Genomic DNA, 15,635 nt, shown 5'->3' on the forward strand with positions numbered 1-15,635 from the left:
GGACGAACTCCCACTCGGCATCGGACAGTTCATGACGACGTATCACGACCTCATGATCCACCAACCGTGATCATTTGAAGACACCGCCTAGGCCGCGAGGCCCTTCCCGTCCCGGTCGTCCTCGGCGGGGTCGCCGAGGCGGGGTTCGGGGATGCCGATCGCCTCGGGGCGGGCTCCCGCGGGGGTGTCGGCCCGGCGGGAGCGGACCAGCCGGGCGCCGCGGCGCGAGCGGCTGGCGGCGGAGACCAGCGGGGTGAGCAGCGCCAGCGTCAGCGGGGCGAGGAGGAGCGCCACGGCGGTGCCGAGGGCCAGGCCGCCGATGACGTCGGTGGGGTAGTGGACGCCCATGTAGACGCGGGCGAAGCCCTCGGCGAGGGCGAGGCCGATGGCGGCGAGGCCGAAGCGGCGGTGGGCGACGAAGACGGCGACGGCGATCGCCATCGCCATGGTGGCGTGGTCGCTGACGAAGGAGAAGTCCGTCTTGCCCTCGACGAGGACCTCCAGGCCGTCGTGGTCCACGAAGGGGCGGGGACGCTCGACGAAGCCCCGGATGGGGATGTTCACGAGGAGGGCGACGCCGGCCGCGAGCGGGGCCCAGACGAGGGCGGCGACGGCCGAGACGGAGTCGGCGAAGGCGCCGCGCCGGCGGACGCTCCACCAGCACCAGAGCACGACGAGGACCATCGCGAGCATGATCCCGTACTCGCCGGTGAACTCCATGACCCGGTCGAACCACGGGGGAGCGTCCCGGGCGAGCCCGTTGATGTCGTACAGCAGGCCGACATCGGGACTGGAACCGTCCGATGCGAGTTCAGCCATCTGCCGCGACCCCTTGCTCTCGTGTGCTGGTTTCCCACCCCCGTGGTCAGACGTGGTCAGACTGATCAGACGTGGTCAGGTGTGGTCGGATTCTCCGGAGGGAGGAACGAACCTGCTGAAGCACACGTTCCGCCGTTTCCCGTAGATCATGCCGACGTTACCGAAGAGTGATGGCTCCCCGCAGCTCAGGGCCCGTGCCTGACGGAGAGTTCCGGCCAGGCGGACCGTCAGTTCACGCCTGGCCGCCGGGAGGACGGGTGGGGAGGGCGGCGGCGCCGTCCTTCGTGACCCGGGTCGCCCCGAAGTAGTCCGGAGTGTCGATCCGGTCGAAGCGGATCACCGCCCCGGTCCGCGGCGCGTCGATCATGTAGCCGCCGCCCACGTAGATGCCGACGTGCCGGATCGCCCGCGAGTTCGTCAGGTCGTCGGAGAAGAAGACGAGGTCGCCGGGGAGCAGCTCCTCCCGGCTCGGGTGCGGCCCCGCGTTGTACTGGTCGTTGGCCACGCGCGGCAGCTCGATCCCCACCTCCCGGTACGCGGCCTGGGTCAGGCCCGAGCAGTCGAACCGGCCGCCCTGCGCCGCCGTGCCCGTGCCGCCCCACAGGTACGGGGTCCCCAGCTTGCCCTGCGCGTAGTGGATCGCGCCGGCCGCCTGCTGCGAGGGCGCGACCCGGCCCTGCGGGCGGGCGAAGCTCTTCTCCAGCGACCGGATGATCCGCACGTAGTTCCGCGTCTCGCTGTACGGCGGGACGCCCCGGTACTGGATGACCCGGTACGCGCCCGCGTTGTACGCCGCCAGCATGTTGCTGACCGGGTCGCCGGGCACGTCCTTCACGTAACCGGCCAGCGCGCAGTCGTACGAGGCGGCCGACGGGATCGCGTCCTTCGGGTCCCAGATGTCCTTGTCGCCGTCGCCGTCGCCGTCGATGCCGTGGGTCGCCCAGGTGCCGGGGATGAACTGCGCGATGCCCCGCGCGTCCGCCGGCGACACCGCCCGCGGGTTCCAGCCGCTCTCCTGGTACAGCTGTGCCGCGAGGAGCGCCGGGTTGATGGCCGGGCAGAGGTTGCCCCAGCGCTGGACGAGCCCCTGGTACATCGCCGGCACCGCACCCTTGGCCAACGCCACCGTGCCGGTCCTCGCCGACCCCGCGCCGCCGAGGAAGCCGGCCGCCGCCGCGTACGTACCGACCAGCAGCAGGGCCAGGAACCCGGCGCAGAGCCCGAAGGCCCCGCCGGTCAGCAGCCACGCCTTGCCCGCCCTACGCACCGTCAACCACCCCTCGGTCCCTGCCAGTACGTCCCGGGGCGCCAGTCTAGGCGGGGCGCCCCCTCCTGGGGACGGTGCGTGCCCGACGCGGCCCCAAGAGTGCAACAACGACAATCATTGCCCGGAGTCACCCTCCGTGATACACAGAGTGACCATACGCTTCTTCGCATGGAATCCGGCCGCACCGCCGCAGGTCAAGGCGGTCAGATCGGTCAAGTGTGCGGGGATCGGGTAAAGAGAGCCGTCAAGCCGTCACACGCGAGCGGTTTCATCAGCGAAGATAGTGGCGATGACCCATGCCGTCCGGCAGGGGTGACCAACGACCCGACAGGGGCGGTGAGTTATATGTACCTGGCGGCCGAGAAGGGCGACATCACCACCATCATCGGTGGAATCGCCCCGAACTGGGGTCCTTTCGGGAGCCTGGGCGCCGAAGCGAAGATCATGATCGAGGTCGTGATGGCCGTGGCCATCCTGCTCTGCCTCGGCATCGCCATCTGGGGCGCGGCGAAACAGCGCATCGGCGCGACCGCGCTCCGCGACACCTTCAGCGCCGAACAGGGCAAGGGCCTCATCGTGGCCGGCCTCACCGGCGTCTTCATCATCGGCTCCCTCGGAACCCTCTTCACCATCGTCTACGGAATGGCGATCTGACCGCGCGTCACTGCTGATCCCTACCCACGAAAGAACGAGGGGGCGTACCCGGCATGAGTCCCGGCGACGAGCACGACGGCTACGGCGGCTCGGGCCAGACCCGTACCCGCCTGCCCGAGGGCAACACCGGTGACGTCCACGGCGGCGCCCGCCGCCCCGCCCGCGGCTCCCGCTCCCTGCTCACGGCCGTGGGCGTGGTGGTGCTGCTCGTGGCCGCCATCGCCTTCGCCAACCGCGGCGGCGACCCGGCGGACCCGTCCCCCTCCTCCGGCACCCCCGGCCGGGCCGCCACCGCCCCCACCGGCACCCGCCCGGTCACCGGCACCAACGGCACCGTCCCCACCGGCTACGCCCACGACGAACAAGGCGCCCAGTCCGCCGCCGCCAACTACGCGGTGGCGCTGGGCTCCGTCGACATGTTCCAGAAGGGCCCCCGCGAGGCACTGGTGCGAGCGGTGTACGCACCGGACGTGGCGGACGCCCGCGTCGCGGACCTCGGCAAGGCCTACGGCGACAAGACGTTCCTCAGCCGCATCGGCCTCCGGGAGGACGGGACGGCGCCCGAGGGCCTCACCTTCGTCGCCCGGGTGACCCCGGTGGGCGCCAAGGTCGAGAGCTACTCCCCGGACCGGGCCACGGTCTCGGTCTGGACCTCCTCCCTCTTCGGCCTCGCCGGCGAGGCCTCGCAGAACCCGGTCTCCGAAGCCTGGTACACCGACGTCTTCGAACTGCGCTGGGTCGACGGCGACTGGAAGATCACCGACTCCCGCCAGAAGGACGGACCGGTACCGGTCGCACGTGACCAGCGCGCCTCCAGCGCCCAGGACATGGCGGACGCCGTCGAACAGTTCGGAGGCTTCACCTATGCCCGGTAAGCCCCTCCCCCTCGGTGTCAGGGCCGTCGCCGCGCTGGGCGCGGCCCAAGCCGCCCTGGTGCTCTTCGCGGGCCGCGCCCTCGCGGCACCCACCCCGACTCCGACGCCCACCCCGACCCCTTCTTCGAGCGCCGACAGTTCCTGCGCGCTGCTCCGCGACCGTGCCAGGGAGTTCTGCGAAGGCCGGGCCCCCGCCGGAGGGGGCGGAAGCGAGTCCGGCCCGGGCCTCGACGACCCCGCCTCCGCCCTCGACCCCCTCTCCTCCCTCGCCCGCGGATGCGCCGACGCCGCCGTCGCCGTGGTCGACTACCTCTCCAAGGCGGTGAAGGAGACCGCCGAGGTCGACTTCACCAACACCGAGTTCCTCGGCCGCTACGCCGTCGTCTTCGCCGCCGCCACCTTCCTCACCCTCCTCCTCTGGCTGCTCGCCGTCGCCAAGCGCGCCATGCGCGGCGTACCGCTCACCACCGCGCTCTCCGAGGCCATCGGCTTCCTCTGGCTGACGGTCCTCGCCTCCGCCTTCACCCCGCTGATCCTCTACACCGTCGTCAACGCCACCGACGCCATCACCGAGGTCATCGCCTCCGGCACCGGCCAGCAGACCGACGTGTTCTTCGGCGCGTTCAAACAGGCCCTCCAGAAGGGCGACTCCATCAGCGGCGGACCGATCATGCTGATCATCGTCAGCCTGGTCACCGTCCTCGCCGCCGGCGTCCTCTACCTGGAGCTCTTCCTCCGCGCCGTCCTCCTCTACGTCGGCGCCCTCCTCGGCGTCGTCGTCTACTCCGGCCTCGTCGACAAGAACATGTGGGGCCACGTACGCCGCTGGGCCGGCATCATGATCGCCGTCATCCTGGTCAAGCCGATCATCGTGATCGTCCTCGGCCTCGCCGGCGCCCTCTCCTCCGGCACCGGCCCCGACTCCTTCTCCGCCGTCGTCTCCGGCCTCGCGATCATCCTGCTCGCGATCTTCGCCTCCGCGATGATCTACCGCTTCGTCCCCGGCTTCGGCGACGAGATCGTCGCCTCCCGCAACAACCGCCTCCACCGCGCCGGGGAGAACACGGCCGCCGCCGTCATCTCCTCCCCCGCCTCCCTCGTCTCCCAGGGCATCAAGACCCACAGCACCCGCGACAGCGGCTCCGGCGGCGGCCCGTCCCAGTCCGCCGCCCCCCGCCCCGCGAACCAGCTCTCCGGCGGCGTCGCCGCCCACAGCGGCCGCACCGGAGCCACCGGCGGCAGCGGCGGCGGCACCACGCCCCCGCCCCGCAGCAGCAGCCCCACCGCGGGCACCCCGCACAGCAACCGCAGCAACAGCAAGAACACAGGAGCAGGAGGTGCAGGGCGTTGACGACCCAGTCCCAGCCGGTCACGCCCCGCCGCACGTATCTCATCGGCCGCGCCCGGCCGAACGCGATCGTCGGCAAGAACCGCGAGACCGGCGAGATCGCCCTGATCGTCGTCGGCGCCTTCCTCGGCATGATGAGCGGACTCCTCGTCCCCCTCCTCCCCCTGCGGATCGCGCTCCTCGCCGGCCTGCCCATGCTCGCCATCGCCGCCGTGTACCTGCCGTACAAGCAGCGCACGTTCTACAAGTGGTTCGAGATCAACCGCAGCTACAAGCGGATGCTCAAGCGGGGCTCCGCCTACCGCTCCACCGCCGTCGAGGCCGGCACCCACCTCGACGGCCGCGAGGTCGAGGTCGGCCCGCCGCCCGGCATCGGCCGCGTCAGCTGGCTCTCCGCCCCCTTCGGCCCCGACGAGATCGCCGTCCTCCTCCACGCCGACCGCCGCACCGTCACCGCCGCCATCGAGATCGAGGGCCCCGGCGTCGGCCTGCGCGACTCCGAGGACCAGGAAGCCCTCGTCGACCGCTTCGGCACCCTCCTCAAGCACGTCGCCAACGGCGACGGCTTCGTCACCCGCCTCCAGATGCTGGCCCGCACCCTCCCCGCCGACCCCGACGCCCACGCCAAGGACGTCGCCCAGCGCGGTGACCCGACCGCGCCCGCCTGGCTCCAGGAGTCGTACGACCAGCTCCAGTCCATGGTCTCCACCTCCAGCGAGCAGCACCGCGCCTACCTCGTCGCCTGCATGCACTACACGCGCGAACTCGCCGCCGAGGCCAACGCCATGGCCCACGCCGCCCGGCACGCCACCGGCGCCCGCCGCCTCGACCGCGACGGCGGCCTCGCCGTCGTCATGGCCCGCGAGCTCACCGACATCTGCGCCCGCCTCACCGAGGCCGACATCCGGGTCCGCCAGCCCCTCGGCCAGTCCCGGCTCGCCTCCCTGGTCCACTCCATGTACGACCCGGACCACCCGATCGACCACATCCAGGCCATGACGAAACGAAACGCTTGGCCCGCCGAACTCGACGCCATGGAGGCCACCTACCTCCAGGCCAAGACCCGCGAGTCCTCCACCCGCGCCCCCTGGTGCCACGCCACCGCCTGGGTCAAGGAGTGGCCCATGACCCCGGTCGGCGTGAACTTCCTCGCCCCGCTCCTCGTCCACACCCCCGACGTCATCCGCACCGTCGCCGTCACCATGGACCTGGAGCCCACCGAGGTCGCGATCGAGCGCATGCTCACCGAGAAGACCAACGACGAGGCCGAGGCGTCCCGCCAGGCCAAGATGAACCGCACCGTCGACCCCCGCGACATCGCCGCCCACGGCCGGCTCGACCAGCGGGGTGAAGATCTCGCCAGCGGCGCGGCAGGCGTCAACCTCGTCGGGTACATCACCGTATCGGCGCGCTCGCCCGAGGCCCTGGCCCGCGACAAGCGCACGATCAGGGCCTCCGCCGGCAAGTCGTACCTCAAGCTGGAGTGGTGCGACCGCGAGCACCACCGGGCCTTTGTGAACACCCTGCCGTTCGCGACCGGCATCCGCCGCTAGGGCCGAAGGGGCACCGACCGATGCGAGATCCGCTGTCCGTCCTGACCGAAGCCTTCACCTCCTTCGTCCTCGGCAAGGTGGAGACCACCCGCCTGCCCGTGCGCACCTCCACCGGGCAGGCCCAGGCCGTCTACCTGCCGACCGCGGCCCCCGGCCTCGGCGACTCCGGCGTGATCATCGGCCGCGAGGTCTACAGCGGCAAGGGCTACGTCTACGACCCCTTCCAGCTGTACGGGCAGCAGCTCCCCGCCCCCCACTGGCTCGTCCTCGGCGAGTCCGGCAACGGCAAGTCCGCGCTCGAGAAGACGTACGTGCTCCGCCAGCTCCGCTTCCGCGACCGGCAGGTCGTCGTCCTCGACGCCCAGGGCGAGGACGGCGTCGGCGAGTGGAACCTGATCGCCCAGGAGCTGGGGATAACCCCCATCCGCCTGGACCCCATGGTCGCCAACGACTCCGGGATCCGCCTCAACCCGCTCGACCCCGCCATCACCACCACCGGCCAGCTCGCCCTGCTGCGCACCATCATCGAGGTGGCGATGGGCCACGGCCTCGACGAGCGCTCCGGCTTCGCGCTGAAGGTCGCCCACGCCCACGTCAACGAGCACATCACCGACCGGCAGCCGATCCTCACCGACATCGTCGAGCGCCTGCGCCACCCCGAGGCCGAGTCGGCCGAGGCGATGAACGTCGACATAGACGACGTACGGGCCTGGGGCCTGGACGTGGCCCTCGTCCTCGACCGGCTCGTCGACGGCGACCTGCGCGGCATGTTCGACGGCCCCACCACGGTCGGCATCGACCTCGACGCGCCCCTGATCGTCTTCGACCTCTCCCACATCGACCGCAACTCCATCGCCATGCCCATCCTCATGGCGATCGTCGGCGTGTGGCTGGAACACACCTGGATCCGCCCCGACCGGAAGAAGCGCATCTTCCTCGTCGAGGAGGCGTGGCACATCATCAACAGCCCGTTCGTGGCCCAGCTGTTCCAGCGCCTGCTCAAGTTCGGCCGCCGCCTCGGCCTGTCCTTCGTCGCCGTCGTCCACCACCTCTCCGACGTCGTCGACGGAGCGGCGGCCAAGGAGGCCGCGGCGATCCTCAAGATGGCCTCCACCCGCACGATCTACGCCCAGAAGGCCGACGAGGCCCGCAACACCGGCCGCGTCCTCGGCCTGCCCCGCTGGGCCGTCGAGATCATCCCGACCCTCACCCCCGGCATCGCCGTCTGGGACGTCAACGGCAACGTGCAGGTGGTCAAGCACCTCATCACCGAGCGGGAGCGCCCGCTCGTCTACACCGACCGCGCCATGACCGAGTCCTCCGGCCCCGCCGACCCCGACCTGGAGTGGGAGACCGAGCAGCGCGCGCTGATGATGGAGCGCCAGATGAACGACACCCCGCGGTCGACGGTGGCGTGACGTGACGGAGGCACGGCAGAGGCAGGGCGGCGGCGTCTCGGACGGCTTCCTGGTCGGGCTGTTCGCCCTGATCCTCGGCGCGGCCCTGCTCGTCTGGTCCGCGACCGGCCTGTCGGGCCTCCTCGCGCACGGCGCCTGGCCCGACGGGGTGGAGCTCACCCGCACCCCGCCGGCCCTCCGCGCCCTGGCGACCGCCCCGACCGACCTGCCGGCGGCCTGGCCCGGCACCCCGCCGGGCCAGCTCTCCGGCTACGGCCTCTTCTGGGGCCTGGTCATCGGCCAGGCGATGGTCCTCGCCGTCCTCGCCGTCTTCCTCCTCGGCACCTACGCCCGCTGGCGCGCGGTCCGCGCCCACCGCAAGACGGGGTCGTACACCCCCGAGCCCCCGGCCCCGGCTGCGGCTGCGGCTGCGGCTGCGGCTCCGACCCCGGTACGGGGCCCGGCCCCGGCCCCCGTACCCGAGAAGCCCGAACCCGAGCCCGCCCCCACCCCCGCCCCCATACGAAGGTCCCCGGCGCCGCACATCCCCCCGCAGCCCCCCGCCCCGGCCCCGACGCCCGCGCCCGCCCCCGGACCGGAGGCCACCGGCACCGTCTACGGCCCGCCCGAGACCCGCCGCCCGCTCGCCGTCCGGGCCGTCCGCGACGCCGAGGGACCGGTCCTGGTCGTCACCTCCGACCCCGTGGTCTGGAGCGACACCAAGGACGTGCGCGGCAAGCTCGGCCCGGTCCTCGTCTACGACCCCGGCCACCTCTGCGACACCCCGGCCCGCCTCCACTGGTCCCCCGTCGAGGGCTGCGCCGACCCGGACACCGCCCGGGCCCGCGCCGCCGCCCTGCTCGCCCCGGTCCGCCCGCCCGCCCGGCTCGACGCGGCCACCGCCACCACCGCCGAAACGCTCCTGCGCTGCTGGCTGCACGCCGCCGCCGTCGACGGACGCCCCTTCCGCCAGGTCCACCGCTGGGCCCAGGGCACCGACGCCCACGAGCCGGTACGCGTCCTCCGCGGCCACCCCAAGGCCGCCTCCGGACTCGCCGGACTCCTCGAAGCCGCGCTCACCGCCCACCCCGAGAGCCGCCGCCTGGCCCAGGAACTGACGGCCCGTGCCTTCTCCGCCCTCTCCTCGGTCCACATCCGCGAGGCCTGCACCCCGAATCGAACGGATTCGCTGGCCCTGGCATCTTTCCTCGCCGAAGGGGGCACCCTCTACGTGGTGGGTGAACCCATCGAGGACCCCCGGACCCACCCGGGCGCGATGCCCCTCCTCACCGCGCTCGCGTCGCACGTGGTCGAGCACGGCCGCCGCATGGCCGCACGGTCATCCGACGGTCGGCTCGACCCACCACTCACCGTCGTCCTCGACGACGTCGCCGCGGTGGCCCCGCTCCCCGCGCTCCCGGTCCTCCTCGACGACGGCCCGGCCCGCGGCCTGCCCACCCTGGCCCTGATGCGCTCCCGCGAACAGGCCCGCACCCGCTGGCCGGAACACGCGGTCCGCTAGGCCGCCCCGCGCGCGCACGCACCGGACGCCGCTCCCTGACCAGGCTCGATCCGGCCCGATCAGGCCCGAACCGGCCAGATCCGGCCCGATCCGGAAGAGGCGGCCCAGCCCCGCCGCAGCTCGAACTCCAGGTCCCGCGGCGCGCCCGAGCCCAGCGTGTCCGCCCGCCCGCCGGTCGGCACGAAGCCGAAGCGGCGGTACGCGGCGGCCGCCCGCGCGTTCTCCTCGTGCACGTACAGCCGCGCCCGCTCGATCCGCGGCTCCGGCAGCGCCCACGCCCACTCCAGGGCGGTCCGCAGGAGCGCGTCCACGAGCCCGCCCCCGCGCGCCCCGGGCCGCACGTACACCCCCACCACATCGACCTGGGGCACCGTCACCTCGTCGCCGAACAGGCTCTTCCCGTCCTCGGGCCGCTCCACGAACACCGTCACCGTGCCCGCCCAGCGCCCGTCCGGCGCCTCGGCCACGAACTGCCGGATCCGCGTCCCCCGGTCCTCCGAGCCGCCCTCCGCCCGCTCCCGCCAGAAGGCGTCCGGCCGGGCCGCCGTCTCCTCGTACGACTCCACGAACGCCAGCCCCGCCACCGGGTCCTGAACGGCCGCCAGGCGCAGCTCCCGCACCCGCTCCCACTCGTCGGAGCGGATCGCGCGGAGCACGTGCTCCCCGTGCCGGCCGCGCCCGGCCGGCAGCAGCTCGTACTCCTCCTCGAACGCGCCCGAGCCGCCCGGCACCGGCACCCGCTCCCCCGACGCCACGAAGCCGAACCGCCGGTAGAAGGCGGCGGCCCGCGCGTTCTCCTCGTGCACGTACAGCCGCACCCGCCGGACCCCCTCCACCGTCCACGACCACGCCACGGCCGCCCGGAACAGCGCGTCGGCCACCCCGCTCCCGCGCGCCTCGGGCCGCACGAACACGGCCGCCAGGTGCGTCCGGACGGCCTTCGCCGACTCCCCGGACCGCACCTCGCCGGCGTCCTCGGAGGCTCGCTCCACCAGCGCCGTCACCGTGCCCAGCCAGCGTCCGTCCGGCGCCTCGGCCACGAACTGCCGCACCCGCCCCGCGCCGGTCTCCGCGGCGGCCGCCGTCCGCTCCCGCCAGAAGGCGTCGGGGCGCGCGACCGCGTCCTCGTACGTCTCCAGGAAGGCGAGGTGCGCGACGGGGTCCCGCAGCGCGGCGAGCCGCAGCTCGCGCGCCTTCTCCCACTCGTCGGCCAGGACGGTCCGGATCTCGTAGTTCATGCGGCATCCTCACCCGTCACCTCCCCCGCCCACAAGGGAGATTCGCAGCTCACGGGCGTCCCGTCGTACCGGGGTACGACACCGCCCGCCCACCTGCCGACCACGGTCGGACGTCCCCGTCCCGCCCGCTCCGTAGCGTCGGAGCCATGATCCGAGCAGAGCGACTCACCAAGCGGTACGGCGACCGGACCGTCGTCCGGGACCTCTCCTTCACCGTCCGCCCCGGCACCGTCACCGGCTTCCTCGGCCCCAACGGCGCCGGCAAGTCCACCACCCTCCGCATGCTCCTCGGCCTCGACGCCCCCACGCGCGGCACCGCCACCGTCGCCGGCCGTTCGTACGCCGCCCACCCGGCGCCCCTCACCCAGGTCGGCGCCCTCCTCGACGCCCGCTCCTTCCACCCGGGCCGCACCGCCTTCCACCACCTCATGGGGCTGGCCCACACCCACGGCATCCCCCGGTCCCGCGTCGAGCACGTCCTCGGCGTCACCGGCCTCGCGGACGTCGCCGGCCGCCGTGTGAAGGGCTTCTCCCTCGGCATGGGCCAGCGCCTCGGCATCGCCGCCGCCCTCCTCGGCGACCCGGCCGCCGTCGTCCTCGACGAACCCGTCAACGGCCTCGACCCGGAGGGCGTCCGCTGGGTCCGCACCCTCCTGAAGTCGCTGGCCGCCGAGGGCCGCACGGTCCTCGTCTCCTCCCACCTGATGAGCGAGATGGCGCTGACCGCCGACCACCTGGTCGTCATCGGCAAGGGCCGGCTCCTGGCCGACACCACCGTCGCCGACCTCGTCCGGGACGCGGGCGCCGCCTCCGTCCTCGTCGTCACCCCCGACGCCGACCGCCTCCGCGCCCTCCTCCCGGCGCCCGCCCGCACCACCGCCGAGGGCCCCGGCACCCTCCGGGTCACCGGCCTCGACGCCCCCGCGATCGGCCGGATCGCCACCGCCCACGGCGTCGAGCTCCACCAGCTCACCCCCGAGACCGCCTCCCTGGAGCAGGCGTTCATGGACCTCACCCACGACTCCGTCGAGTACCAGGGAGCAGCCGCATGACCACCACGGCCACCGCCACCGCCACCCCCGCCGTACGCCTCACGCACGCGCGCGTGCTCCGTTCCGAGTGGCACAAGCTGTGGACGCTCCGCTCCACCTGGATCACCGTCCTGACGGCCGTCGCCCTCACCCTCGGCGTCGGCGTCCTGATGGGCGCGACCTACACCTCCGGTGGCGGCGACTCCGACGTCGACACCGTCGTCCTCACCCTCTACGGCTCCCAGCTGGCCGGCATCTCCCTCGCCGTCCTCGGCATCCTCGTCACCGCCGGCGAGTACTCCACCGGCCTGGCCCGTGCCACCTTCACGGCCGTCCCCGCCCGCCTGCCGGTGCTGTGGGCGAAGGCCGCCGTCCTGGGCGCCACGGTCCTCGCCGTCTGTCTGCTCACGAACGCGGCGACCTTCCTCACCGCCCAGGTCTTCCTCGGCGGCACCGACCAGGCCGCCTCCCTCACCGACGACGGCGTCCTCGGGGCCCTCGCCGGCAACGCGGCCGGCCTGACCCTGCTCTCGCTCCTCGCCCTCGGCCTGGGGGCCGCGCTCCGCTCGGTGCCCGGCGCGCTCGGCGCCTTCATCGGCGGCGTCCTGGTCCTCCCGGAGGTCCTCGGGATGCTCCCTTACGACGCCGTCGACACCGCCCTGCGCCACTTCCCCACCCAGGCCGCCGGCGTCCTCGGCTCCGCGACCCCGCTCCCCGGCGCCCCGTCGGCGGGGGCGGCCCTGCTGGCCCTCTCCCTGTGGGCGGCCGCGGCCCTCGCGCTCCCCGCCCTGTCGCTCCGCCGCCAGGACGTACGGGGATGATGGCGAAGTGACGACGGAGACGACGGCGCCCAGCCGGTACGCGCACCAGCTCATCACCCGCGTGCGGGCGGCCGACGCGGCCCGCCCCTGGCTCTGGGACGCCGCGGTCACCCTCGGCTGGACGACGGCGGCGCTGGTGGACGCCTCGGGCGGCTGGCGGAACGTGGCCCGGGACCCGTCGCTCCCCTCCGCCCTGATCGTCCTCCTCAGCCTGGCCCTCGCCCTCCCCCTGTACGCGCGCCGCCGGCACCCCACCACGGTCCTCGCCGTGATGGCGGTGCCGGGGTTCGTCAGCGAGGCGTCGGGCGCCTTCCTCCAGGCCGGTTTCCTCCAGGCCCTGCCGCTCTTCCACATCGCCCTGAGCCGCCCGCCGCGCCGCCTGCTGTGGGCCTTCGCCGTCCTCGCGCCGCCGCTCCTCACGGGCGCGCTCCGCTTCGACGGCGACCAGTGGGACCAGCACGTCGTCCCGACGCTGTGGGCGTACGTGATCGTCATCCTGGTCGGCATCACGGTCCGCTCCCGCCGCGACCACACCGCGAGCCTCGTGGACCGGGCCCGTCGGCTGGAGATCGAGCGCGACCAGGAGGTGCGGCTGGCCGCGGCGGCCGAACGGGCCCGGATCGCCCGGGAGATGCACGACATCATCGGCCACAACCTCTCGGTCATCACCGGCCTCGCGGACGGCGGCCGGTACGCGGCGGCGAAGAGCCCCGAGCGGGCCGCCCAGGCCCTGGACGCCATCGGCACCACGAGCCGCCAGGCCCTGGCCGAACTCCGCCGCCTCCTGGACGTCCTGGCCTCCCCCGACGACGCCCCGTCCGCCGCCCGCGCGCCGCAACCGACCCTGGAGGACCTGGAGTCGCTCCTGGACGGCGTGCGGAAGGCGGGCCTGCCGGTCGCCGCGGACCTGCCGGCACCGCTCCCGCTCCTGCCGCCGGGCGCCCAGCTGACGGTCTACCGCGTGGTCCAGGAGTCCCTGACGAACACGCTCAAGCACGCGGGTCCGGCCGCGAAGGCCACCGTCCGTCTCGTCTCCGCCCCGGACGGGGTCCTGGTCACCGTCACCGACACGGGCACCCCGGCCGCGGTCCCCGGTCAGGGCCGGGGCCTCACCGGAATGCGCGAGCGCGCGGCGCTCTACGACGGCACACTCGACAGCGGCCCCCTGCCGGACGGCGCCGGCTGGCAGGTACGGCTCCGCGTCCCCACCACCCCGGAGGAGCACCGCTCGTGACGACCGTCCTGATCGCCGACGACCAGCCGATGCAGCGTTTCGGCTTCCGCATGCTCCTGGAGAGCCAGGACGACATGACGGTCGTCGGCGAGGCCGCGAACGGCACCGAAGCCGTCCGCCAGGTCTCCGCCCGCCACCCGGACGTGGTCCTGATGGACATCCGCATGCCGGGCCTCGACGGCATCGAGGCCACCCGCCGCATCATCGCCGCGGGCGCCCGCACCCGCGTCCTCATCATCACCACGTTCGACCTCGACGAGTACGCGTACGACGGCCTCCGCGCCGGTGCCAGCGGCTTCCTGGTGAAGGACGCCCAGCCGGAGGAACTCCTCGCGGGGATCCGCGCGGTCGCGGCCGGCGACGCGGTGGTGGCCCCGAGCCTGACCCGCCGGCTCCTGGACACGTACATCCACCACCTCCCGGCGTCCCCCGGCACCGCCCCCGCCCCCCAGGACGACCCGCGCCTGGCCGGCCTCACGGACCGCGAGCGCGAGATCCTCACCGTCATAGGCCAGGGCTGGACCAACACGGAGATCGCCGCACGCCTCCACCTCGCCGAGTCCACCGTGAAGACCCACGTCGGCCGCATCCTCGCGAAGACGGGCGCGAGGGACCGCGTCCAGGCGGTGATCCTGGCCTACGACACCCAGCTGGTGAAGCCGGCCTAGTACTCCCGCTGTACTTCTTGATCACTGCTATGGCCAAGTCTCCGGCGACTGCGGGGTCTACAGGTCCAGCCTCTTCTAGCGATCAGAAACGGCTCGGGTCCTCATCGACATGAGGGGCCTTCACCGGGGCCGCCTGATCCGCCTCGATGGTCCTGGCCGCCTCGGCCGCTTCCCGGAAGGTGACGACCGCCTCGCCGTTCTCCCGCGCCCATGCGGTGAGCATCCTGATGGGCTCCTCCAGGGTTCGCCCGAGATCGGTCAGGCTGTACTCCACGCGCGGCGGCGCCTCGGCGTACGCGTGCCGCTCGACGAGCCCGTTGGCTTGGAGCCGGCGCAGCGTCTGGGTCAGTACCTTGCGCGAGATGCCACCGCTCAGCTCGACCAGCTCGCCGTGGCGCAACGGGCCGTCGGTCAGCGCGAAGAGCGTGACCATGGACCACTTGCTGGCGATGATCTCCATGGCCAGGAGAGCGGGACAGTCGGCGAGGAAGGCGATTCCGGGGCGCAGGCTCACGCCCGAAGGTTACCTGGAGGTACCTAACGGCCGCCTATCGTCGTCGAGGTGCGCACGCCCCCTTACTCGCATCTCGCACGATTGAGGTTTCAGCCATGTTCCTCTCCCTTGCCGCCGCCACCGTGTTCATGTCGGCGCTTCTCCTGGTATCGGCCGGAGCCAAGTCTCTGCGCACGCGGCACATCACCGAGCAGATGGCCACCCTCGGAGTGCCGCAGAGCATGATGGCTTTCCTGATCGGTGCTCAGATAGCGGGCGCGACCGGTGTGATCGCCGGACTCTGGTGGGGACCCGTCGGAATCGCCGCCGCGATCGGCCTGACGCTCTATTTCGCCGGGGCGGTCGCCTTCCACCTGCGCGCCGGCGACCGCAAGGGCGCGTCTCCTGCGGTGGTCCTCACCATGGCCTCCGTCGCCCTGATCGTGCTGCGTGCCGCCACCCTCTGACAGCGGAGGACAGCCGGTCTCTGGCCCTGGCCTTAAGCATGCTGAGCACGCCGGTAACGCCGGCCCGGCCGGCATGCGGCACCTGCTCAGCCGGGCGTCCCAGAACGCAGAAATGCCTCAACCCCCGGACAGAGTCCGGGGGTTGAGGCTAAAAATTGTTCGGCGGTGTCCTACTCTCCCACAGGGTCCCCCCTGCAGTACCATCGGCGCTGAAAGGCTTAGCTTCCGGGTTCGGAATGTAACCGGGC

At 73.0% G+C, this 15,635-nt stretch carries 14 protein-coding genes, 1 rRNA gene and 2 pseudogenes; 11 read left to right on the plus strand and 6 right to left on the minus strand.

The genetic code is table 11. The annotated features are described in order from the left end of the window. Nucleotides 1-87: 87 nt before the first annotated feature. Nucleotides 88-819, minus strand: a complete 732-nt coding sequence (locus AB0E83_RS32550) for a phosphatase PAP2 family protein (RefSeq protein WP_362119929.1) — start codon at nucleotides 817-819, stop codon at nucleotides 88-90. Between the two features lie 232 nt (nucleotides 820-1,051). Further along, on the minus strand, nucleotides 1,052-2,086 hold the full coding sequence (locus AB0E83_RS32555; RefSeq protein WP_362119949.1) for a bifunctional lytic transglycosylase/C40 family peptidase: 1,035 nt from the start codon (nucleotides 2,084-2,086) through the stop codon (nucleotides 1,052-1,054). A gap of 345 nt (nucleotides 2,087-2,431) precedes the next feature. Here AB0E83_RS32555 and AB0E83_RS32560 point away from each other — a divergent pair, with 345 nt between their 5' ends. From AB0E83_RS32560 to AB0E83_RS32585, 6 genes are read left to right on the plus strand one after another with little or no spacing between them, the layout of a single operon-like run. Further along, nucleotides 2,432-2,740: a hypothetical protein gene (locus tag AB0E83_RS32560; RefSeq protein ID WP_030495498.1), complete on the plus strand. Its 309-nt coding sequence runs from the start codon at nucleotides 2,432-2,434 to the stop codon at nucleotides 2,738-2,740. A gap of 53 nt (nucleotides 2,741-2,793) precedes the next feature. Beyond that, on the plus strand, nucleotides 2,794-3,615 hold the full coding sequence (locus tag AB0E83_RS32565) for a hypothetical protein (protein ID WP_362119931.1): 822 nt from the start codon (nucleotides 2,794-2,796) through the stop codon (nucleotides 3,613-3,615). Beyond that, nucleotides 3,605-4,966 (plus strand): hypothetical protein, encoded by a 1,362-nt coding sequence (locus AB0E83_RS32570; protein ID WP_362119933.1) that lies wholly within the window; start codon nucleotides 3,605-3,607, stop codon nucleotides 4,964-4,966. The genes AB0E83_RS32565 and AB0E83_RS32570 overlap by 11 nt, the downstream gene beginning before the upstream one ends. Beyond that, nucleotides 4,963-6,516 carry an SCO6880 family protein gene (locus AB0E83_RS32575; protein ID WP_362119935.1) on the plus strand — a complete coding sequence of 518 codons (1,554 nt, stop codon included), beginning with the start codon at nucleotides 4,963-4,965 and terminating at the stop codon, nucleotides 6,514-6,516. The genes AB0E83_RS32570 and AB0E83_RS32575 overlap by 4 nt, the downstream gene beginning before the upstream one ends. 20 nt (nucleotides 6,517-6,536) lie before the next feature. Next, nucleotides 6,537-7,934 (plus strand): ATP-binding protein, encoded by a 1,398-nt coding sequence (locus tag AB0E83_RS32580; RefSeq protein ID WP_362119937.1) that lies wholly within the window; start codon nucleotides 6,537-6,539, stop codon nucleotides 7,932-7,934. A gap of 1 nt (nucleotide 7,935) precedes the next feature. Continuing rightward, nucleotides 7,936-9,435: a type VI secretion protein gene (locus AB0E83_RS32585; RefSeq protein WP_362119939.1), complete on the plus strand. Its 1,500-nt coding sequence runs from the start codon at nucleotides 7,936-7,938 to the stop codon at nucleotides 9,433-9,435. Nucleotides 9,436-9,494: 59 nt separating this feature from the next. Here the strand turns inward: AB0E83_RS32585 and AB0E83_RS32590 are convergent, their stop codons facing one another. Both AB0E83_RS32590 and AB0E83_RS32595 read right to left on the minus strand, forming a co-directional pair. Then, nucleotides 9,495-10,091: a GNAT family N-acetyltransferase gene (locus AB0E83_RS32590; protein ID WP_362119951.1), complete on the minus strand. Its 597-nt coding sequence runs from the start codon at nucleotides 10,089-10,091 to the stop codon at nucleotides 9,495-9,497. Between the two features lie 33 nt (nucleotides 10,092-10,124). Next, nucleotides 10,125-10,673: pseudogene (locus AB0E83_RS32595) on the minus strand (GNAT family N-acetyltransferase); the annotation flags it as partial. A gap of 146 nt (nucleotides 10,674-10,819) precedes the next feature. On the opposite strand from AB0E83_RS32595, the pseudogene AB0E83_RS32600 reads away from it, so the two are divergent. The 4 genes and pseudogenes from AB0E83_RS32600 to AB0E83_RS32615 all read left to right on the plus strand — a co-directional run. Then, a pseudogene (locus AB0E83_RS32600) lies at nucleotides 10,820-11,722 on the plus strand (ABC transporter ATP-binding protein); the annotation flags it as partial. Then, nucleotides 11,722-12,525 (plus strand): ABC transporter permease, encoded by an 804-nt coding sequence (locus AB0E83_RS32605; RefSeq protein WP_362119941.1) that lies wholly within the window; start codon nucleotides 11,722-11,724, stop codon nucleotides 12,523-12,525. The pseudogene AB0E83_RS32600 and the gene AB0E83_RS32605, both read left to right, overlap by 1 nt. A gap of 7 nt (nucleotides 12,526-12,532) precedes the next feature. Continuing rightward, a complete protein-coding gene (locus AB0E83_RS32610) occupies nucleotides 12,533-13,759 on the plus strand; it encodes a histidine kinase (protein ID WP_362119943.1) in 1,227 nt (408 codons plus the stop codon). Further along, the gene (locus AB0E83_RS32615) at nucleotides 13,756-14,427 is read left to right on the plus strand and encodes a response regulator transcription factor (protein ID WP_362119945.1); all 672 of its coding nucleotides are present in this window, start codon (nucleotides 13,756-13,758) and stop codon (nucleotides 14,425-14,427) included. Before AB0E83_RS32610 ends, AB0E83_RS32615 begins: the two co-directional genes overlap by 4 nt. An 82-nt stretch (nucleotides 14,428-14,509) precedes the next feature. On the opposite strand, the gene AB0E83_RS32620 is transcribed toward AB0E83_RS32615, so the two are convergent. Then, nucleotides 14,510-14,887: a helix-turn-helix domain-containing protein gene (locus AB0E83_RS32620; protein ID WP_362119953.1), complete on the minus strand. Its 378-nt coding sequence runs from the start codon at nucleotides 14,885-14,887 to the stop codon at nucleotides 14,510-14,512. 149 nt (nucleotides 14,888-15,036) lie between these two features. Between AB0E83_RS32620 and AB0E83_RS32625 the strand changes: the two genes are divergently transcribed. After that, a complete protein-coding gene (locus AB0E83_RS32625) occupies nucleotides 15,037-15,387 on the plus strand; it encodes a DoxX family protein (RefSeq protein ID WP_362119947.1) in 351 nt (116 codons plus the stop codon). A 157-nt stretch (nucleotides 15,388-15,544) separates the two neighbouring features. Here the strand turns inward: AB0E83_RS32625 and rrf are convergent. Next, nucleotides 15,545-15,635 (minus strand): 5S ribosomal RNA (rrf, locus tag AB0E83_RS32630); the annotation flags it as partial.

The sequence above is a fragment of the Streptomyces sp. NPDC035033 genome (genome assembly GCF_040636735.1).
Classification (GTDB): Bacteria; Actinomycetota; Actinomycetes; order Streptomycetales; family Streptomycetaceae; genus Streptomyces.

Coding starts and splice junctions, on each gene's coding strand:
- AB0E83_RS32550 (WP_362119929.1), bottom strand. CDS start 819: ATGGCTGAACTCGCATCGGACGGTTCCAGTCCCGATGTCGGCCTGCTG.
- AB0E83_RS32560 (WP_030495498.1), top strand. CDS start 2,432: ATGTACCTGGCGGCCGAGAAGGGCGACATCACCACCATCATCGGTGGA.
- AB0E83_RS32565 (WP_362119931.1), top strand. CDS start 2,794: ATGAGTCCCGGCGACGAGCACGACGGCTACGGCGGCTCGGGCCAGACC.
- AB0E83_RS32570 (WP_362119933.1), top strand. CDS start 3,605: ATGCCCGGTAAGCCCCTCCCCCTCGGTGTCAGGGCCGTCGCCGCGCTG.
- AB0E83_RS32580 (WP_362119937.1), top strand. CDS start 6,537: ATGCGAGATCCGCTGTCCGTCCTGACCGAAGCCTTCACCTCCTTCGTC.
- AB0E83_RS32605 (WP_362119941.1), top strand. CDS start 11,722: ATGACCACCACGGCCACCGCCACCGCCACCCCCGCCGTACGCCTCACG.
- AB0E83_RS32620 (WP_362119953.1), bottom strand. CDS start 14,887: ATGGAGATCATCGCCAGCAAGTGGTCCATGGTCACGCTCTTCGCGCTG.
- AB0E83_RS32625 (WP_362119947.1), top strand. CDS start 15,037: ATGTTCCTCTCCCTTGCCGCCGCCACCGTGTTCATGTCGGCGCTTCTC.